Raw genomic sequence first — 20,892 nt, forward strand, 5'->3', positions numbered from 1 at the left:
TGTTAGCAGAATACTAGCTGTCATATTAATGTAGTATGGAGTTAATTTCTGCATAACACTGAGGCTTTTACTTTTCTATTGTAGTGTACCTGTCGGCTGAGGTTGCGCGTATTTACTGTTTTTTTAATCTTTCGTAAGGCATTCTGCGTTTAATTAATGAGAGCGTTGTTGCTTTTGTTACTTAACGAATAAAATAACTGTTAAAGTGAAGATATTACTGACTGGTGCTACGGGTTATATCGGGAAAAGGCTTCTCCCGGTTTTGTTGGAACAGGGACATGAAGTGGTTTGCTGTGTACGCGACAAGCAAAGGTTCGCAGCGAATAACCTGCCTTCGGATCAACTTACTATTCTGGAAATTGATTTTCTGAGTATTAAATCAGTTGAACAATTTCCTACCGGGATTGATGTGGCTTATTACTTAATACATTCCATGTCCTCGTCCATCGATTCGTTCGATGTGCTGGAAGCTCAAACGGCGATGAATTTTCGGAAGTTCGCAGAGGAAGCTGGTGTTCAGCAGGTCATTTATCTTGGTGGCATTAGCAATGACAAAAAGCTTTCGAAGCATTTGCAATCGAGGCAGAAAGTCGGAGATATTCTGGCGGGAGGCAACTACCATACAACCATTTTACAGGCAGGAATTATTGTCGGTTCGGGAAGTGCCTCGTTCGAGATTATACGCGATTTGGTCGAGAAACTTCCCTTCATGGTAACGCCCCGGTGGGTACTGACCAAATCTCAGCCGATTGCCATTCGCGACGTTATTTATTACCTGACGCAGGTTTTGCTGGATGAACGCTTTTTCGATCAACGTTTCGATATCGGAGGTCCGGAAATTCTTACCTACCGGGAAATGATGATTCAGTTTGCCAGGGCTAGAGGGTTGAAACGATACATTGTTACCGTTCCGGTTATGACGCCCCGTTTGTCATCCTACTGGCTATATTTTGTCACGGCTATATCATACAAGTTGGCCGTCAACCTGGTCGACAGCATGAAAGTTGAAGTCGTATGTAAGGATAATCGGTTGTCGGAAATGCTTGGACATCAACCAATTTCCTTTCGGGAAGCCGTGAAGCTGGCTTATGACCGGATTGAGCAGAATATGGTAATTTCGAGTTGGAAGGATGCTTTTGCCAGCGGCCGTCTGGAGGGGAACCTGTCAAGACATATTGAGGTACCTCGGTTTGGTTGTTTTAAAGACGTGAAAAGAAAAAAAGTAGATGTATCGGAAAAAGCAGTGCTTGAAAATATTTGGTCAATTGGCGGCGAGCGGGGCTGGTATTATGCTAACTGGCTTTGGAAATTACGCGGACTGCTCGATAAGCTGGTTGGAGGTGTCGGTTTAAGACGTGGCCGGAGGCTTCCGAACGAGATAAAAAACGGCGATGCACTGGACTTTTGGCGGGTTTTGTATGCCGATAAAGAGGGGGGACGGTTATTGCTTTTTGCTGAAATGAAACTACCCGGCGAGGCTTGGCTGGAGTTTAAGATGGTTCGTGGAAACGAACATACCTGGCTTTACCAGGTGGCGACTTTTCGTCCGCGAGGGTTGTTTGGGCGTTTATACTGGTATTTGAGCCAGCCTTTTCACTTCTTCATTTTCCGGGGAATGATTCGTCAAATTGTTCGTTCTCGCCCTGAATCCGATGCATAGAGTTGAACTCATCCTAAGTCATTCCAAAATTTTTGGACATAAAAAAAAGGATAGACGGGCATCTATCCTTTCCAACCTAACTAAACCAATAAAACTAACTAAATCCAAACCTATGAATAAAAAATCTATTACAAATATATGCTGAAAAACATGTTTCTGTGTTAAGTCACTTTTAAAAATATTTTAAAAAGATTTGAAATAATCTTACAATTCAGGATTTCTCACTTTGTCAGCTCGTGTTTTACGACACAATATGACGTGATGTTGTTAATGAAAAAAAGGATAGATGAGATCTATCCTTTTCCAACCTAACTAAACTAACTAATCCATAAAACTAACTAATTCCAAACCTATGCTTGAAAAATCGATGCAAATATATGTTGAAAAACATGTTTCTGTGTTAAGCATCTCTTAAAAATTAAAGACATTGTCGAAATATTTTTCCCGAAAAGAAGTTGCCTTTGCTTGTGTTGGTTGGGTTTTGGAAAAAGGTAAAGACCATTTTTCAGATTTGAATTGTAATGTTGGCTCCGACAGAAAAGTGAGACATAAAAAAAGGATAGACGGGCATCTATCCTTTCCAACCTAACTAAACCAATAAAACTAACTAAATCCAAACCTATGAATAAAAAATCTATTACAAATATATGCTGAAAAACATGTTTTTGTGTTAAGTCACTTTTAAAAGAAGATTAAATGGATAATAAGTCATACCAATTGTCTCTCCATCCAATTCAATATTTCAAGTTGTTTTTCAATTTCCATTTTTCACAGGTGGGTGTCGGCACAAAAACTTAGGCAAAAGAAAAAGGATAGACGGGCATCTATCCTTTCCAACCTAACTAAACCAATAAAACTAACTAAATCCAAACCTATGAATAAAAATCTATTACAAATATATGCTGAAAAACATATTTCTGTGTTAAGCTACTTTTAAAAGAATATGAAAAAGATGATCGTTTTTGGTATGCTTCTTTTCCGGCTTTCCCGTTCATTCTTTTCGAGACAGGAAGAAGGTAAGGGGATTTTTGTAATTGGTTAGTTTATAATGTTTTTGGACATAAAAAAAGGATAGACGGGCATCTATCCTTTTCCAACCTAACTAAAACTAACTAAACCAATAAAAACTAACTAAATCCAAACCTATGAATAAAAATCACATGACAAATGTATGTTTTAAAACACTATATTTTATTAAGGCAATGTTAAAAATATTTCGCAAACGATTGCGAGGTAGAGGTTTTGCGAAAAAAGTTAAGCACAAAAAAAAAGGAACGAATTATTTCGTCCCTTTCTTTAGGTATGAATCGACTTTATTATTCTGATTGACTGTTGTCGGAAGATGAACTGCTGTTTTCATCTCTGGCAATCGAATCGCGCATAGCGGTGTCGGCATTGATGTTCTTATATTTCATGTAGTCCATGATGCCGAGGTTTCCGTTTTTGAAGGCTTCGGAAATAGCCAGCGGTACCTGAACTTCTGCCTCGATAACCTTGGCGCGGGCTTCCTGAGCTTTGGCACGCATTTCCTGTTCGAGTGCAACGGCCATAGCCCGGCGTTCCTCAGCTTTCGCCTGTGCAATATTTTTGTCTGCTTCAGCCTGGTCCATTTGTAGAACAGCACCGATGTTTTTACCGATGTCAATATCAGCGATATCGATTGACAGAATCTCAAAAGCAGTACCGGCGTCGAGTCCTTTTTCCAACACGACACGTGAAATGGAATCCGGATTTTCCAGCACCTCTTTGTGTGAGAAGGATGAACCGATAGACGATACAATACCCTCACCAACACGTGCGAGAACGGTTTCTTCACCGGCTCCACCAACCAACTGCTTGATGGCAGCGCGTACGGTTACACGGGCTTTACAAATCAGCTGAATACCGTCTTTTGATACGGCTGTTACCGGCGGAGTATCGATTACTTTCGGGTTAACCGACATTTGAACAGCTTCGAATACGTCACGACCCGCAAGATCGATAGCGGTAGCCATATTAAACGGTAGATCGATGTTTGCTTTTTCAGCAGAAACCAGCGCATGTACAACGCTGGCAACATGTCCGCCGGCAAGGTAGTGAGCTTCGAGTAAATCACGTTTGATTCCTCCCAAACCTGCTTTATGCGCTTCAATCATCGCCCGGGTAATCACACCCGGAGGAACTTTACGGAAGCGCATCAGGAATAGTTGCATCAACGAAATTCTTACCCCTGATACAATGGCTGAAAACCAAAGTCCAATCGGTATAAAATAAAGGAAGATAATCAGCAGGACGACTATCCCGACAATTATTCCCACAGTTCCTGGAATCATAACTCTTCTTTTTTTATAGGTTTAACGATTATTTGATTCTTTAAAACTTTTACAATTTCAACTTCGGTGCCGGCATCCAACATGGGACCGATTGATTTCCCCTCCATTACCTGTCCGTCAAATTCCACCTTCCCGATAGGACCGAGCCGTGTAACGGTAACTCCTTTGTCGCCTGCATGGAAACGGGTATCTTCAATCAAATTGGTTTTGCCGATAATGGTCGACTTCAAAGACATTTTGTCCCCGAGTTTTCCTTTCAGAATCCTGAACATTAATATCGGAACAATGATGATGATGAAAAGCAGTGTCCCTATTCCGGCGGCTACGCCATAGGTATCAAATGCCAGGTAGATACTGTAACCGAATAGCACCATACCTCCAATTCCTGCGATGGTGATTCCGGGAATAACAGCAAATTCGAGAAGTAACAAAACGATTCCCAGAAAGACGAGGAGCAGTATGGTCAGAATAGTCATTAGAGTATGAAAGTAGGTGAATAATTAATTGATTGCTTATTTAATTGTTGCCTTTAGGCTTCTTCCGGACAAGGCCTGACGCATAGGCCTGAGATATTCCATGGAGCCTTGCTTTATGTCGCACTTGCCTTTAAAATGAACGAGATAAGTGCATTGCGTAGCTTGTTGCGTGCTGTGGTTACAAATATCCATCAACGCATCAATCACGTAATCGAACGAATGGAAATCATCGTTATGAAGAAACAACGAATATCTTTTTTCCTTTTCGACCTCTTCTGTTACACTATGTTGTTTTTTCTTCTGTGTTCCCATGTGAAATTGCTGTTTTACATGCTGAACCTTGCGCAGGTTACTTTCCATTAAAATTAGTAACAATTTCCAAATTTCACGGAAAGAAAGGACATTGGTTAATAAAAACGTTTATTTACCCTTCTGAATTTTCAGCGCATCACTCACCTTAATCCTTTCCCCGTTCTTATACGCAACAACAAATGCATCACTGGCACCTTCCTGCCGAAGTTGTTTTTTCAGGTTAACGGCATCATGGTAATCGCTGAGTTTTCCTACGGTATATACAACGATTCCTTTATCATCGGTGTAGTGGTCTATTTTCCTGAATTTTGAAAGCTTGTCGTACAACCGCTGAATATAGGCCGGCAATCCTTTGCTGAAGGAACCGATTTGAACCCGGTATTCAATTTGATCAGCGGGCGGTGTAACAACCGGCTTTTTAACAACCGGTTTAGGCTTTGCTGCAGGAGCCGGCTGCTCGGCGGCTAATGCTTCCTGCCGCTCTTTTACATGTTGTTCCTGCTTCTTCTGAAGCGCGTCAGCAAATTGCTGAATTTCATTATCGGGTTGGCCATCCCAGTATTGTTGCTCGGCTTGCCGGGCCTTACGGAAGTAATCTTCTCTTTCTCTCATTAATTTGTAGGAGAGCTGCTCGGCTTCGAGAATTTTTTGTGCCAGTTCGGCATTATCTTTCGGATCCTGTCCTTCGTATTCTTTACGCAAATGATGGGTTGCTGCTGCCAACGAGTCCTGCCGGATACTGGCAATCCAACCTTTGGCGAAGATCGATTTTCCTTCAGGGGTGCGGAAGTCCTTCAGCTCATGGTATTTGATACGGCTGTTCACCTGGAAATTGAACCAGGCATTATCCAACCCCGCGGGTGAAGGGAATGTCTTTTTCTTCGGCACAAGTGGAGGGGGCGTCATCTCTTTCGAGGAATCTTCTTCTGAGTTGATCTTCTCGGTAGCAAACAAATGCGGGTATTTTTCTTTTTGCTCTGCTGTTACTTCCGATACCGGTACGTTGTTGGAGCTGTCAATATTTTCGGGCTTTACCGATTGTGCATTCTCAGTAAAGAGTTCAGGATGGTGTTTTTTCTGTTCTGCTGTGAGTGCGATGAATGATTCGTAAGACGGCTTTTCCTGATTTGCCACCGGCTTTACCGTATCTTTTTGCGGTTTTTTCTCGGCTGTGGCAGCTTTAAATGGATTGATTTTTCGACTACACAGATCCATGTATTCTCTTAATCCCAGCCGCTTCAAATCCTTATTCCGGCCATAATCGGCAAAACGCTGATAGTATTTTGTGGCCAAATCCCAGTCGGACTCGGCATGGAAACATTTTCCCAAATAGAAATAAACATCAGACGGTACCCGCCCGAGAGAAGCCGTTAACAGCGCTTTCCATGCATCGGGGCCATAGTGCTCAGTTTCTACCATGGAAACTCCATAGCAGTAATTGAGTTCTTCATCTTCAGGATACATCTTCACCAACTCTTTGTAGAGCGGAAGTGCTTCCTGATAGTTCTGATCGTGAAAATAATCAGCGGCCTTAGCCTCTAAATCTCTTTCTCGTTGCGCTGATACATTCAACGGCAACATGGAGAGTAAAGTGAGTACAAAGAAAACGTTTAAAATCCGGTGCTTTGGTTTCATTTTTTTTTCTCTTTGGGAATGAAAAGCTCTTTTCGATTGATGTCCGTGAGTTAAAAATACAAATTTTGGGTTATTTTCCGCTAACTCGGTCATCAATTTGAACACCACTTTTAATAATCTGTTTTATGTGGTGATCCTATTTTAAAGTATATTTGTATTAATCAGCCCAAATTTATGACGATGAAAGAACTAAACGAAGGAGATAAAGCTCCTGATTTTAAAGGTAAAAACCAAGAAGGTGAAACTATTTCGCTTAATGATTTCAAAGGGAAGAAGTTAATTCTGTATTTTTACCCGAAAGATAATACGCCGGGATGCACTGCCGAAGCCTGTGACCTGAATGATAACTACGATTACTGGATTTCAAAAGGATATGAAGTGGTAGGAGTCAGTCCCGACTCCGAACAATCGCACCGGAAATTTATCGATAAATATGGATTGAAATTCAATTTAATTTCTGATCCTGACAAAGAACTCCTGCAGGCCTATGGTGCCTGGGGCGAAAAGAAACTGTACGGCAAGACTTACATGGGAGTTTTGCGTACCACGTTTGTTATTAATGAAGAAGGGATTATTGAGAAAATCTTCCGGAAAGTGAAAACTAAGGAACACACAAAACAAATAGCCGGAGAACTCGACCTTTGAAACTAAATTACGCTTAATTATATGGCTAAAGAAGAACAGCAGAATGTAAACAAAGAAAAGCTGAAAGCACTTCAGCTGACAATGGACAAAATTGAGAAGAGTTACGGGAAGGGCTCTATTATGCGTATGGGAGACCGCGCGCATGAAGATGTTCCTGCTATTCCGTCAGGCTCTGTCTCTCTGGATGTGGCATTGGGTGTTGGCGGTTATCCCAAAGGTCGCGTTATTGAAATTTACGGACCGGAATCATCCGGTAAAACCACGCTGGCAATTCATGCCATTGCTGAAACACAAAAGCAAGGCGGCATCGCAGCTATCATCGATGCGGAACATGCTTTCGACCCGTTTTATGCCCGAAAGTTAGGTGTGGATATCGATGAGTTGTTGATTTCGCAACCCGACAACGGTGAACAGGCATTGGAAATTGCTGATAACCTGATTCGTTCCGGAGCGGTAGACCTGGTCGTAATTGACTCGGTAGCTGCGTTAACGCCAAAAGCAGAAATTGAAGGCGAGATGGGTGATGCACGTGTTGGTTTGCAGGCCCGTCTGATGTCGCAGGCGCTGCGTAAACTAACGGGTAACATCAGCCGTACCAAAACCTGCTGTATCTTCATTAACCAGTTGCGTGAGAAAATTGGCGTGATGTTCGGTAACCCGGAAACAACCACCGGTGGTAATGCGCTGAAGTTCTACGCTTCCGTTCGTCTGGATATCCGTCGTATCGGTCAGATTAAAGATGGTGAAGAAGTACAGGGAAACCATACACGTGTGAAAGTGGTGAAAAACAAAGTCGCTCCACCTTTCCGCAAAGCGGAATTCGACATTATGTATGGTGAAGGTATTTCGAAAACGGGTGAAATTATTGACCTGGGTGTTGATTTGAACATCATTAAGAAGAGTGGTTCTTGGTTTAGCTACGGCGAAACAAAACTCGGACAGGGGCGCGAAAGCGTGAAAAACCTGCTGAAAGACAATCCGGAGTTGGCAGAGGAATTAGAAACAAAAATTCTGGAAGCCATTACTTCGTCGGTCGAGCAATAAATTTTTCTTAAGAAATACATGTGATTCTGGACCGGGGAAATCCCGGTTCAGATTTTTTTTAACCTTTGTGCAAATGAATAGCTGATAATTCATAATATTTTGCCCATGAAGATTTTGAAATTCGGAGGAACGTCAGTCGGTTCGTATGAAAATGTAAGAAGAATCGGCGAGATTGTAAAAGGACAAAATACCCCTGTCATCGTGGTGGTATCGGCACTTGGCGGCATTACGGATACGTTGCTGCTGACAGCCCGAACAACAGCCGAAGGTGGAGAATTTACAACAGGTTTATCAGCGATTCGAACGCGGCACGAAGAGATGGCCGAACAACTTTTTGCAGGCGAACAACTGAACAGGGTTCTGGCGAAATTGCATCCTTACTTTGAGGAACTGGAAAAAATATTTCAGGGAGTTTCGCTGATTTATGAACTAACTCCGAAAACACTCGATAAAATTGTTGGTTTTGGCGAACGAATGTCGTCATTACTGATTAGTGAATTTTTGGATGCAGAACTCGTTGACAGCGCTGCGGTTATTAAGACAGATGAAAATTTTGGCCGTGCATATGTCGATTTGGACAAAACCTACCAATTAATTGCTGAGCGTTGCGGGAACCTGAAAGGTGTAGCGGTAGCTCCCGGTTTTATTTCGTCTTCGTCAAATGGTGTGATGACAACGCTTGGTCGTGGTGGTTCCGATTATACAGCAGCTTTGTTTGCGGCTGCACTTGATGCGGAAAAGCTTGAAATCTGGACCGACGTGGATGGCTTTATGACTGCTGATCCGCGCGTCATCAGTAAAGCATATCCGATTCCTTCTTTAACTTACTCGGAGGCAATGGAGTTATCGCACTTTGGTGCGAAGGTAATTTACCCGCCGACCATCTTGCCGGTGTACAAAAAGGGAATTCCTGTTCAGATAAAAAATACGATGGCGCCCGAGGCCGAAGGTACGTTGATTGGATTGGAAGAAACAGATTGGAAGGACCGACCCATCAAGGGAATTTCTTCTATGTCAGGCATTACCCTCATAACCGTTCAGGGACTGGGTATGATTGGCGTGACCGGAATATCTTCCCGGATTTTTGGTGTGTTGGCGCAGAAGGAGATCAATGTGATCCTCATCTCACAGGCTTCATCGGAAAACTCCATCAGTTTTGCAGTTGATTCAGGCTGTGCTGAAGTGGCGAAGGAAGGCATCGAAAATGAATTTGCCGCAGAGATTGCTTCCGGACGTATCAATAAAATCACGGTAGAAGAAAATCTCTCCATCGTGGCGATTGTCGGAGAGCACATGAAGCATTCGGCCGGTATTGCCGGAAAGCTTTTTCATACCATCGGGAAAAACGGAATCAATGTGGTCGCGATTGCCCAGGGAGCTTCCGAGCAGAATATTTCCTGGGTCGTGAAACACTCCGATTTGCGAAAAACGCTGAACGTGGTGCACGAGTCGTTCTTCTTGTCTCCTTATATCGAACTGAATATCTTCCTGGTAGGAATCGGAACCGTTGGGCGAGACTTGCTGAAGCAGATTGAGCGACAGCAACCCCGTTTGATGCGGGAACATCGTCTGAAGATTAAATTGGCCGGCGTGGCGAATTCACGAAAGATGTATTTCGACCGCGATGGTATCCAGGTAAGCGAAGTAGATAATTTGCTAAAGTCTTCGGAAGAGAAGTCGAATATGTCGGCTTTTTGCCAGAAGATGATTGATCTGAATATGTTCAACTCGGTGTTTGTCGATTGTACGGCGAATGCGGAAATTGCTGAACACTACTTCCATATCATCGATAACTTCATTTCGGTGGTGGCCGCTAACAAAGTGGCGGCATCATCGTCGTTTGAACGCTATAAAAAACTGAAAGATACCGCCAGCAAAAAAGGCGTGAAGTTCCTGTTCGAAACCAACGTGGGCGCTGGCCTACCATTGATTTCAACGATTAACGATCTGCAACGTTCGGGTGACCGGATTCAACGCATCGAAGCGGTGCTCTCGGGAACACTGAACTTCATTTTTAATACACTGAGCGAAGAGATTCCGTTGAGTCAGGCTATCCGGATGGCGAAGGAACAAGGTTTTGCCGAACCCGATCCACGAATCGATTTGAGTGGTATCGATGTGGTGCGAAAACTGGTTATTCTGGCCCGCGAATCCGGTTACGAAATAGAGAAAGAGGATGTGAAGATGGAGTCGTTTATTCCGCAGAAATACTTCGACGGTACATTGGATGAATTCTGGAATACCATCCATGAGATGGATGAAGAATTTGAGCAACGCCGGAAGGAATTGGTCGCGAATAACCAACGCTGGCGTTTTGTTGGTAAATTCGAGAATGGTCAGGCGGAGGTTGCTTTGCGCGTGGTCAATTCATACCATCCGTTTTTCGATCTGGAAGGAAGTAACAACATCGTGTTACTGACGAGCGAACGGTACAACGAATTCCCGATGCAAATCAAAGGATACGGAGCCGGTGCTGCAGTGACGGCAGCCGGCGTGTTTGCCGATTTGATCAAAGTTTCGAATATATAACGGATGTGGAATTGAAAATAGATTAGAAAGAAGATGAAATATATTGTAATCCTTGGAGACGGGATGGCTGATTTACCAGATCCTTCCAAAAATAATCTCACTCCGCTGATGGCTGCTAAGACTCCGCATTTGGATAAGCTGGCGGAAATGGGGAAAAGCGGATTATTCAAGACCATACCCGAGTCGTTGCATCCGGGAAGCGAGGTGGCAAACATGGCAGTACTCGGCTACGACGTGGAAGCCGTTTTTGAAGGTCGTGGCGTGTTGGAAGCTGCCAGCATGGGAGTCGAACTTCAGCCGGATGATTTGGCCATGCGCTGCAACCTGGTTTGCGTGGAAGGCGATATTCTGAAGAACCACTCAGCCGGCCATATTGGAACGGAAGAAGGGGCTGAGTTGATTGATTATCTGAATGAAAAACTGGGAACCGATAAGGTTCGATTTTATCCGGGTGTTTCCTACCGTCATTTGCTCGTCATTAAAGGCGGAAACAAAATGGTGAAATGTGTGCCTCCGCACGATGTGCCGGAAAAGCCTTTTGCTGGCTTACTGCCGGAAGCTTCATCGCCGGCAGGCAAAGAAACGGCCGAGTTGATTCGTCAGTTGATTCTGGATTCTCAAAAAATATTAGCCAACCATCCGGTGAACCGGAAAAGGAGGGAAGCCGGGAAAGATCCCGCAACATCGGTATGGCCCTGGTCGCCCGGTTACAAACCGAAGATGCAAACCCTACAGGAAATGTATGGTCTGGGTCCCGGAGCTGTGATTTCGGCCGTCGATCTCATTCAGGGGATTGGCGTGTATGCCGGCATGGATGTCATCAAAGTGGAAGGCGCCACCGGTTTGTACGATACGAATTACGAGGGCAAGGCGCAGGCTACCATCGATGCTTTGCGTGATCACGATTTTGTCTATCTTCATATCGAAGCGAGTGATGAGGCGGGGCATGAAGGTGACTATGATTTGAAAGTGAAAACCATTGAATACCTCGATAACCGCGTGGTTCGTTTCCTGTTGGAAGAGGCAGAGAAGATGGACGAGCCGGTAGCGATGGCGTTGTTGCCCGATCATCCGACTCCGTGGAAAATCAGGACGCACACTCGTGACGCCATTCCATTCGTGATTTACCGCCCGGGGGAAACGCCTGATGAGGTAACCGAATATTCGGAATCAGCTGCGGCCAAAGGCAGTTACGGTACGGTGAAAGGCAACCAGTTTATGAAGAAATTTCTTGGAATTGAATAGCTCATGGAATATTACAGTACAGAGAAAAAGGCTCCGAAAGTTAATTTGCGTACAGCCGTAACCGAAGGCCTCGCGCCCGATCGTGGATTGTACATGCCCGAACGCATTGTTCCGCTTCCGGCATGGTTTTTCAAGGAGATGGAATCGTTCACTTTCCGTGAAATTGCTTTCGAAGTGGCGAAACGTTTCTTTGGCGAGGATATTCCGGAAGCCGATTTGCAGGAGATTGTGTTTGATACGCTCTCGTTCGATGCGCCGCTGGTGCATGTACGTGATTCCATTTATTCGCTCGAACTTTTTCATGGTCCAACGTTGGCTTTTAAAGATGTTGGGGCGCGGTTTATGGCACGTTTGCTGGGCTATTTCCTGGCAAAGCAAAACGGACGAGTGAACGTGCTGGTTGCGACTTCCGGTGATACCGGCAGCGCGGTAGCGAACGGATTTTTCAACGTACCCGGAATTCACGTTTACGTACTGTACCCGAAAGGGAAAGTGAGCGAAATTCAGGAGAAGCAGTTTACTACGCTGGGACATAACATTACCGCGCTGGAGATTGACGGTACGTTTGACGATTGCCAGCGATTGGTGAAATCTGCTTTCATGGATGATGAGCTGAAGAAGCAACTGACGCTGACTTCAGCCAACTCGATCAATGTGGCGCGTTTTCTGCCACAGGCGTTCTACTATTTTAATGCGTGGGCCCGTCTTCCCGAAAAGGATAAAAAAGTGGTCTTCTCGGTGCCCAGCGGTAACTTTGGCAATCTGACGGCCGGACTATTTGCCAAACGGATGGGACTTCCGGTCCACCGTTTTATTGCTGCCAATAACCGCAACGATGTGGTGTTTGAGTACCTGAAAACCGGTGAATTCAAACCGCGTCCGTCGGTGGCTACCATTGCCAATGCTATGGATGTGGGAGATCCTAGCAACTTTGCCCGTATTCTCGATTTGTATCAGGATGATGTGGAAGCCATTCGCAAGGATATTTCCGGAACTCGATACACTGACGAAGAAATTCGCGAAACATTGGGTCGGATTTATAAGGAAACCGGCTATCTACTCGATCCGCACGGAGCCACTGGTTACCAGGCATTGGAAGATAACCTGCAACCCGATGAAGCCGGGATTTTCCTGGAAACAGCCCATCCGGCCAAGTTTACCGAAACAGTAGAGGGTGTGATTGGGAAGGGTAATGTCCCGATGCCCGAACGCCTGGAGAACTTCCTGCGCAACGAACGTGTGATTGATTCGTTAGGCGCTTCGTTCGAAACATTCAAAGCCTTTTTGCTGGAACACGCGGAATAGAAATTTCCTATATCTGAAATATCAAAAGGTCGTTGTTTTGAAGCAATGACCTTTTTTGTTAAAAAACATCTGATAGTAAGCTTTGCAACGCAACCTTTGACACGATTTTTGTATCATGTTTATACAATTTGAGCTAAATAAAGAGAGAAAAGTATGAATATGAGAAAGGTTTTAACACTGCTGCTAGGCGCATCGTTCCTGGCTGTGTTTGTTACATCCTGTGATTTGGATGACGACGGAAAATACTCTGTAGGCGACTTCATCGTCAGCCTGGGCGTTGTTCAGAAAGAGAATCCGAGTGATAATTCATACGTGATTCAGCTGGACAACGGCGATTCCTTTGTTCCGATGGCTACATCGGTTCCCTATTTCAATGTTTACAATAATCAGCGGGTATGGGTGAATTTCAATCCGTTGGATGATAAGACCAACAGCGATGGTTCACTCACCTATTACGGAAAAGTGAACGATTTAAGGGAAATTCTCTACAAAAACATTTCGAATGCTTCCGAGGTTTCTGCTGATAGCATGGGCTACGATCCGGTCAATGTGAAAGACATCTGGATGTCGCAGGATAGTATTCTCAATCTGGAGATTTCCTTCTACACGGCTGGTTCAACGCACTATATTAACCTGGTGAATGATGAAACCGGAAACGGGGTAGACCAGCCTTACATGCTCGATTTGACACACAATGCCCGTGGTGATGAGCAGGCTTACCGAACTTCAGGAATCGTCAGCTTCAAGCTGGGAACACTGAAAGCAGCCGGCAACGATTCAATTAATTTCATTGTCCGTTATACCAACTATGACGGTCAGACCGTTCAGGAGCCCGTTATGACGTACCATTACGGCAGCTGACCGAGTTGATTAATTGTTGTTCATAAACAGAAAAAGCAAAAACCCGCTGTGTAACATAGCGGGTTTTGTTTTGCCCGTTCTTGACCAAATAATAATTCCGGTTAAATTTGTGTCAAATCAGAAAATTGTTGTACAATGAAAAAACTGGCTCTTTTCTCACTTCCGCTATTAATGGTCGGCCTGATGGCCTGTACCACCAAAGCGCCGAAAGTGGAGAAAAAGAATTTTGTGCCTGAGGTTCCCAAGCTGACCTCCGACATTATGACTCCCGAAGTGCTCTGGTCTTTTGGCCGTATGAGCGAAGCGGAAGTTTCACCCGATGGAAAATCGGTCGTGTATGCTGTAACCTATTTCAATATTCCGGAAAATAAATCGTACCGCGATTTGTATTCGGTTTCCACCGATGGAGGTACACCGGTGCAGTTGACCGATACGCCGGAGAAGGAATATAATCCGCAATGGCGCCCTGACGGCAAGAAGATTGGTTACCTTTCTTCCAAATCGGGTAGCACGCAGTTGTGGGAAATGAACCCTGACGGTTCTGCCAAACATCAGGTTTCACACATCGATGGCGGCATCATCGGATTCAAGTATGCGCCTACCCAGGACCGGATTCTCTACATCAAAGCAGTGAAGCTTGACAAGAGTGTGCACGATCTCTTCCCTGACCTTCCGAAAGCAAACGCCCGCCTGGAAACGGACCTGATGTATGTGCACTGGGACCAGTGGCATGATTACACTTACCAGCATGTTTTCGTAACCGATTACAACGAGAATAATGTGGTAGCCGGAACCGATATCATGAAAGGTGAGCGCTTTGACACCCCGATGAAACCATTTGGTGGCATCGAGCAGATTAATTTCTCGCCCGACGGGAAGAAGATTGCTTACACCTGCAAGAAGAAAGTTGGCCGCGCTTATGCGCTTTCGACCAATTCCGATATCTATATCTATGATATTGCCAATGGCGAAACCATCAACTATACCAAAGGTATGATGGGCTACGATATCAATCCGGTTTTCTCGCCCGACGGCAAAAAGCTGGCGTGGGAAAGCATGGAGCATGACGGTTACGAATCGGATAAAAACCGCCTCTTTATTGCAGATCTGGCAACCGGCGATAAGATGGACTATTCGAAGAATTTCGATCAGAATGTCCACGGCTTGCTGTGGTCTGCCGACAGTAAGACGATTTATTTCATTTCCGATATTCACGCTACCGACGAAATGTATTCGCTGGACGTAGCTGCTGACAGCATTCACAGAATTACAGACGGAGTACACAACTATCAGAGTGTGATGCTTGCCGGTGATAAACTAATCGGACAGCGCGTTTCCATGTCGCACCCAGCTGACCTGTACAGTGTGAACCCGGCTGATGGAAAAGCGATGCAGATTACCGCTATCAACAAAAAATACCTCGACCAGCTCACTTTCGGTAAGGTGGAAAAACGTTGGGTAAAAACGGTTGATAACAAGAAGGAACTGGTGTGGGTAATTTATCCGCCGCATTTCGATCCGAACAAGAAATATCCGACTTTGCTCTATTGCGAAGGTGGACCGCAGAGCACGGTTAGCCAGTTCTGGTCGTACCGCTGGAACTTCCAGATGATGGCTGCCAACGATTACATCATCGTTGCCCCGAACCGTCGCGGATTGCCTGGTTTCGGTACCAAGTGGAATGAAGAAATCTCCGGCGACTACGGTGGCCTGGCGATGGACGATTATATGTCGGCCATCAAAGCAGTAGCTAAAGAGCCTTACGTGGATAACAACCGTTTGGGTGCCGTTGGCGCCAGTTTTGGTGGATACTCGGTTTATTATCTGGCCGGACACAACAACGGCTACTTCAAAGCCTTTATCTCGCACGACGGTATTTTCAACATGGAAGCGATGTACACCACTACGGAAGAGATGTGGTTTGTGAACTGGGATTTGGGCGGTTCGTACTGGGATTTCAAAAACCCGGTAGCGATGAAATCATATGCCAAGTTTTCTCCGCATAAGTACGTTCAGAACTGGGATGCCCCGATTCTGGTCATTCACGGTGGCCATGATTACCGGATTCCCTATACGCAGGGTGAAGCAGCATTCAATGCAGCCCGTCTGCGCGGATTGCCGGCCGAGTTCCTGTACTTCCCGGAAGAGAGTCACTGGGTATTGCAGGCACAGGATGGTATTTTGTGGCAACGGGTCTTCTTCAACTGGCTCGATAAATACCTGAAATAAGGATTTTTCCTGATAAGATAGTTAAGGCTGCCTCGGTTGAGGTGGCCTTTTTTTGTGTAATAACGTTTTCCCGGGAAATGCGCACAATGTTATCGCTGTTTAGCAACCATTTTCTCCGCGGAGGAAAACATCGAAAGAGTGGAGGAAGACACTGAAAGAGGCGGGGAAAGGGTCGAAAGACAAGAGAAAATAACTGCTAAACTGGTGAAGAACATTGAAAGAGACGCGGGAATATCTGAAAGAGTGGTGATGGTGTTAACCAGAAGAGAGAAAAAGTCCCCAAATGTAGAGAAAGTCTCTACCAGCGATGAGGAAATATTGGCCAAAGGCGGGAACGGGATTACGGAAGTGGAGAAAACCTCCACCTATTGGGAAAACAAGAACAAACATAAAAAAGCTGCCCCGACATCTATCAAGGCAGCTTTTTTATATCGAATTCGTATGAATTTTTCGGCTTAAACGATTCCGGAGAATCCCATGAAGGCCATCGCCAGAATACCGGCGGTAATCAGTGCGATAGGCGTTCCCTTCAAACCTTTCGGTACATTCATCAAGTCGAGGTGCTCGCGCAATCCAGCGAAAATTACCAGCGCCAATCCAAAACCGATGGCGGTAGAGATGGCATAAACCACGCCTTCCATCAGGTTAAAGTCTTTCTGAATGGTCAGAATGGCTACACCAAGAATAGCACAGTTCGTGGTAATCAACGGAAGGAAAACTCCCAATGCCTGATAGAGTGCAGGACTTACCTTTTTCAGGATGATTTCGACCAGCTGAACCAGCGCAGCAATCACCAGGATGAACGAAATGGTCTGAAGGTAAGCCACGTTCAACGGCACCAAAATATTGTACTGAATCAAATAGGTCACTATGGTTGCCAGTGTCATCACAAAGGCAACGGCTCCGGCCATACCGATAGCGGTTGACGTCTTTTTCGAAACACCGAGGAAAGGACAGATTCCGAGGAACTGTGCCAGTACGATGTTATTGACAAAAATGGCCGATATGATAATGATAATGTATTGCATAACTTATCAGGCTTTTTTGAGTTTGTTGATGATGGCAATCAGGTAACCCAGCGCGATGAAGGCTCCGGGAGCGAGTACGAAAATCAGGCTGCCGTAATGTTCCGGATAGATGGTTAATCCGAAAATCTTACCGCTTCCGAGGAATTCGCGAACAGCTCCTAACAAAGTCAGAGCAAACGTGAACCCCAGTCCCATGCCCAAACCGTCGACGATGGATGACCATACAGTGTTTTTCGATGCGAATGCTTCGGCACGTCCGAGTACGATACAGTTGACCACGATAAGCGGGATGAACAATCCCAGACTTTCGTACAGCGATGGCAGGTAAGCCTGCATGGTCAGCTGAACGATGGTTACGAAAGTAGCGATGATGACGATGAAGCTTGGAATACGAACTTTATCCGGAATACCACTTTTCACTAATGATACCACGAAGTTGGCCATCACCAGCACGAAGGTCGTTGCCAGTCCCATGCCCATCCCGTTGATAGCAGATGAGGTGACACCCAGCGTGGGACACATTCCCAGCAGGAGTACAAATACCGGATTCTCTTTCAGGAATCCTTTGGTGAAGTTTTTCATCTGATTCATGAGTTACCTCCTTCCGTTTGAGCTTCGTTTTTGGTTGTTGAGCCGCTCATTCCATCCGATTCATTTTTCCAGGTGTTATACGCCCTGCGTACGGCATCCAGAAATGCGCGCGATGAAATGGTAGCCGCTGTAATCGCGTCGATATCTCCACCGTCTTTCGATACGTGGAAATTTACCATGCCGGGATTTTTCCCGATGATGTCTTGTTTCGGTTTATCCTTGTTCCGGAACCATTCGCCCATCTTGGAACCCAGTCCAGGTGTTTCCTGGTGTTGCAATACTTCGTAACCGGAAATAGTGCCGTCAGGTTTGAAGCCGACCATGATGGTGAAGTGGCCCGAGAAACCTTTGTTGGTATACGATTTAACGGCGGTTCCAACTTCTTTTCCCTGTGCGTCGTATGCCGGGAATAATTCCAGACTATCGGGCCCGTCTTTTGGAAGTACCATCAGACTTTTTCCCAGCTTGTCGAATTTGGGAAGTACCGAGGCTATCGCTTTTTCCTGTGCCTTAATGTTGGCTTTTTTGATGGCATCTCGGGTGAATTCGTTCACCAAACCAAGCGATGCCGAGGCGATGAAGGTAACAGCAAACAGCGTTACCAGCATGTTGATGAAACTCGAATCTCTTTTAGCCATCATGCAACCCTCCCGAATCTAGCAGGTTTGACATAGGCATTGATCAGCGGGGTGAACGCGTTCATGATGAGAATCGCGAAAGAAATACCTTCCGGATACGCCCCAAAGTTTCGGATGAGCACGGTAATAATTCCGATACCGATTCCGAAAATCAATTGTCCCAGATGTGTCATTGGTGAGCTGACCATGTCAGTTGCCATGAAGATGGCTCCAAGCATGGCACCACCAGTGAACAGGTGGAACATCGGGTCCATGAAACGGTCCGGATTGGCTAACCATAAAATTCCTTCGAAAATGAAGATGGTTCCCAAAACGGCAACCGGCGTATGCCAGCTAATGATTTTCTTCCAGAGCATGTAAACACCACCCAACAGCAATGCAACAGCGGAAATTTCACCCAGTGAACCACTCATGTTACCCCAGAAGAGGTCGAAATGACTTGGAAGCTGAGATGTGATTTGAGAAATGGTTTCGCCATTCTTCAATCCTTCTTTCAGCAGCCCGAGGGGTGTGGCACCGGAGAAACCGTCAGCCACAACTTTGTTGGCTGTCCAGGTGGTCATCTGAACGGGGAAGGAGATAAGCAGGAAAACACGTCCCACCAATGCCGGGTTGAACGGGTTTTGTCCCAGTCCGCCGAACGACATTTTACCTACGCCAATGGCGACCAATGCTCCCAGAACAATGAGCCACACCGGCAATCCGACCGGTACGTTAAAGGCCAGTAAAATCCCGGTAACGATGGCAGAACCATCATCGACCGTGGGCTTGACCTTCATGATATACTTTTGAATTACATATTCGAAGAATACACTCGCCGCTATGGCAATGAGTGTCACCTTTACGCTGTTCCAGCCGAAAAACATAACCGACATGGCGAAGGCCGGTAACATGGCCAGTACCACGCCGTACATGATTTTCCGTATGGACTCGTCACCCTGTACGTGCGGGGAAGGTGATACGGTTAGCAGTTTATTCATCGGTATTTTTGCTGTTTGTTTTGTCTGATTAATATTCGATTAGTTCTGTGATTTCCGTGCCCGGATGAGTTTGCCCACCGTTCCTTTTCCCAACCGGATGTAATCCAGTAACGGGCGGTTGGACGGACAGGTGAACGAACAGGAGCCGCACTCGATGCAATCCATCACATGACGGTCTTCGCTGCGTTCCCACAGTTTCTTCTCCGACATGGTCATCAACAGGTAAGGCTCGAGTCCCATGGGGCAAACATTCACACATTTACCACACCGGATACAAGGTTCCACCTCGTTTCGCTTAGCTTCTTCGTCGCGGATGAGGAGAATGCCTGACGTTCCTTTGGTTACCGGAACTTCCAGGGTCGTAACGGCGCGTCCCATCATTGGGCCACCGCTAATCACTTTGCCTGTATCTTCGGGCATGCCGCCAGCGGCTTCTACCAGGTCGGTAACCGGCGTACCGATGCGCACCATCAGGTTCGACGGTTCTTTGACCGATTTTCCGGTTACGGTAACCACTCGCTCGACCAGCGGTTTATTTTTCATCACCGCTTCGTAAACGGCGAAAGCTGTACCTACGTTATTTACCACCGCACCAACAGCAATCGGCAGTGCCCCTGAGGGAACTTCCTTACCGGTAACAGCTTTGATTAACTGCTTTTCACCACCCTGCGGATATTTCACTTTCAGCGGTTGAACTGAGATTCCCGATTCGTTGACAGTGAGCTCCTGCATGCGGGTAATCGCGTCGGGTTTATTGTTTTCGATACCAATTACCGCTTTATTCACGCCCAGCGATTTCATCAGGAGCTTGGTGCCGACAATAATTTCAGCGCCTTTTTCCAGCATCAGGCGATGGTCGGAGGTGAGGTAAGGTTCACACTCCACACCATTGATGAGCAGTACCTCGGCAGTCATTCCCGGAGGCGGGCTCAGTTTCACGTGTGTTGGGAAGGTGGCTCCACCCAAACCGACGATTCCGGCTGCCAGAACTTTTGCATTAATCTCCTTGGCGTCCAGATGTGTTTCTCTAATCAGGTTCTCGGAAGTATCGATACCTTCTTCCCATTCATCACCTTCAACATCGATGATGACTGCTTTTTTCTTGTATCCGGACGAATCCATCACATCATCAATCTTCTTCACTTTCCCGGAAACGGATGAATGGATATTGGTGGATACAAATCCCGAACTTTGCGCGATTACCGTACCGACTTTGACTTCGTCGCCGCGTTTAACCACTACGGTGGCGGGAGCACCGATATGTTGAGCAACGGGAATACTGACGGTTTTCGGGAGGGGAAGCTTTTCAATGGCTTTACCGGCTGACAATTTATTCTCGGCCGGGTGAACACCTCCCATTTTGAATGTCTTTAACACGTTGACCTCCAGTTTATCGTTAATT

18 protein-coding genes are annotated in these 20,892 nt (G+C 45.7%); 9 read left to right on the forward strand and 9 right to left on the reverse strand.

Going from position 1 to position 20,892, the window contains the following annotated elements:
* Nucleotides 1-205 precede the first annotated feature (205 nt).
* Nucleotides 206-1,660, forward strand: coding sequence for an SDR family oxidoreductase (locus tag GJU87_RS02210; RefSeq protein WP_153638012.1), 1,455 nt, complete (start codon nucleotides 206-208; stop codon nucleotides 1,658-1,660).
* A 1,316-nt stretch (nucleotides 1,661-2,976) separates the two neighbouring features.
* On the opposite strand, the gene floA is transcribed toward GJU87_RS02210, so the two are convergent.
* The 4 genes from floA to GJU87_RS02230 are packed head-to-tail and all read right to left on the reverse strand — an operon-like array spanning nucleotide 2,977 to nucleotide 6,395.
* Entirely contained in the window at nucleotides 2,977-3,972 is a 996-nt protein-coding gene (gene floA, locus GJU87_RS02215; protein WP_106542297.1) for a flotillin-like protein FloA, read from the reverse strand.
* Entirely contained in the window at nucleotides 3,969-4,448 is a 480-nt protein-coding gene (locus tag GJU87_RS02220) for an NfeD family protein (protein ID WP_153638013.1), read from the reverse strand. The genes floA and GJU87_RS02220 overlap by 4 nt, the downstream gene beginning before the upstream one ends.
* A 36-nt stretch (nucleotides 4,449-4,484) precedes the next feature.
* The gene (locus GJU87_RS02225) at nucleotides 4,485-4,808 is read right to left on the reverse strand and encodes an ATP-dependent Clp protease adaptor ClpS (protein ID WP_228491825.1); all 324 of its coding nucleotides are present in this window, start codon (nucleotides 4,806-4,808) and stop codon (nucleotides 4,485-4,487) included.
* A 60-nt stretch (nucleotides 4,809-4,868) separates the two neighbouring features.
* Nucleotides 4,869-6,395: an SPOR domain-containing protein gene (locus GJU87_RS02230; RefSeq protein ID WP_194831417.1), complete on the reverse strand. Its 1,527-nt coding sequence runs from the start codon at nucleotides 6,393-6,395 to the stop codon at nucleotides 4,869-4,871.
* Nucleotides 6,396-6,575: 180 nt separating this feature from the next.
* On the opposite strand from GJU87_RS02230, the gene bcp reads away from it, so the two are divergent.
* The 8 genes from bcp to GJU87_RS02270 all read left to right on the forward strand — a co-directional run bounded on the left by bcp (nucleotide 6,576) and on the right by GJU87_RS02270 (nucleotide 16,712).
* Nucleotides 6,576-7,040 (forward strand): thioredoxin-dependent thiol peroxidase, encoded by a 465-nt coding sequence (bcp, locus tag GJU87_RS02235; protein ID WP_153638015.1) that lies wholly within the window; start codon nucleotides 6,576-6,578, stop codon nucleotides 7,038-7,040.
* Between the two features lie 21 nt (nucleotides 7,041-7,061).
* Entirely contained in the window at nucleotides 7,062-8,084 is a 1,023-nt protein-coding gene (gene recA / locus GJU87_RS02240) for a recombinase RecA (RefSeq protein WP_153638016.1), read from the forward strand.
* 105 nt (nucleotides 8,085-8,189) lie between these two features.
* A complete protein-coding gene (gene thrA, locus GJU87_RS02245) occupies nucleotides 8,190-10,613 on the forward strand; it encodes a bifunctional aspartate kinase/homoserine dehydrogenase I (RefSeq protein WP_153638017.1) in 2,424 nt (807 codons plus the stop codon).
* 33 nt (nucleotides 10,614-10,646) lie between these two features.
* Nucleotides 10,647-11,858, forward strand: a complete 1,212-nt coding sequence (locus GJU87_RS02250) for a cofactor-independent phosphoglycerate mutase (protein ID WP_153638018.1) — start codon at nucleotides 10,647-10,649, stop codon at nucleotides 11,856-11,858.
* A 3-nt stretch (nucleotides 11,859-11,861) separates the two neighbouring features.
* The gene (gene thrC, locus GJU87_RS02255) at nucleotides 11,862-13,163 is read left to right on the forward strand and encodes a threonine synthase (RefSeq protein ID WP_153638019.1); all 1,302 of its coding nucleotides are present in this window, start codon (nucleotides 11,862-11,864) and stop codon (nucleotides 13,161-13,163) included.
* A 159-nt stretch (nucleotides 13,164-13,322) separates the two neighbouring features.
* Complete coding sequence (locus GJU87_RS02260; RefSeq protein ID WP_228491826.1) at nucleotides 13,323-14,024, forward strand: NigD-like C-terminal domain-containing protein; 702 nt, start codon at nucleotides 13,323-13,325, stop codon at nucleotides 14,022-14,024.
* A gap of 135 nt (nucleotides 14,025-14,159) precedes the next feature.
* Entirely contained in the window at nucleotides 14,160-16,253 is a 2,094-nt protein-coding gene (locus GJU87_RS02265; RefSeq protein ID WP_153638021.1) for a S9 family peptidase, read from the forward strand.
* A 204-nt stretch (nucleotides 16,254-16,457) separates the two neighbouring features.
* Nucleotides 16,458-16,712, forward strand: a complete 255-nt coding sequence (locus GJU87_RS02270; RefSeq protein ID WP_153638022.1) for a hypothetical protein — start codon at nucleotides 16,458-16,460, stop codon at nucleotides 16,710-16,712.
* Here GJU87_RS02270 and rsxA read toward each other — a convergent pair.
* Genes rsxA through rsxC form a run of 5 tightly spaced genes read right to left on the reverse strand, consistent with a single transcriptional unit; the run spans nucleotide 16,709 to nucleotide 20,867 of the window.
* Nucleotides 16,709-17,281, reverse strand: coding sequence for an electron transport complex subunit RsxA (gene rsxA / locus GJU87_RS21315; protein WP_106542286.1), 573 nt, complete (start codon nucleotides 17,279-17,281; stop codon nucleotides 16,709-16,711). The two genes, GJU87_RS02270 and rsxA, sit on opposite strands and share 4 nt — an antisense overlap.
* 6 nt (nucleotides 17,282-17,287) lie before the next feature.
* A complete protein-coding gene (rsxE, locus tag GJU87_RS21320) occupies nucleotides 17,288-17,872 on the reverse strand; it encodes an electron transport complex subunit RsxE (RefSeq protein WP_194831418.1) in 585 nt (194 codons plus the stop codon).
* Nucleotides 17,869-18,513, reverse strand: a complete 645-nt coding sequence (locus GJU87_RS02280) for an RnfABCDGE type electron transport complex subunit G (protein WP_228491827.1) — start codon at nucleotides 18,511-18,513, stop codon at nucleotides 17,869-17,871. The genes rsxE and GJU87_RS02280 overlap by 4 nt, the downstream gene beginning before the upstream one ends.
* A complete protein-coding gene (locus GJU87_RS02285; protein WP_153638023.1) occupies nucleotides 18,510-19,490 on the reverse strand; it encodes an RnfABCDGE type electron transport complex subunit D in 981 nt (326 codons plus the stop codon). The genes GJU87_RS02280 and GJU87_RS02285 overlap by 4 nt, the downstream gene beginning before the upstream one ends.
* 39 nt (nucleotides 19,491-19,529) lie before the next feature.
* The gene (gene rsxC / locus GJU87_RS02290; protein WP_194831419.1) at nucleotides 19,530-20,867 is read right to left on the reverse strand and encodes an electron transport complex subunit RsxC; all 1,338 of its coding nucleotides are present in this window, start codon (nucleotides 20,865-20,867) and stop codon (nucleotides 19,530-19,532) included.
* Nucleotides 20,868-20,892 lie beyond the last annotated feature (25 nt).

This window comes from Prolixibacter sp. NT017 (genome assembly GCF_009617875.1).
GTDB lineage: Bacteria > Bacteroidota > Bacteroidia > Bacteroidales > Prolixibacteraceae > Prolixibacter.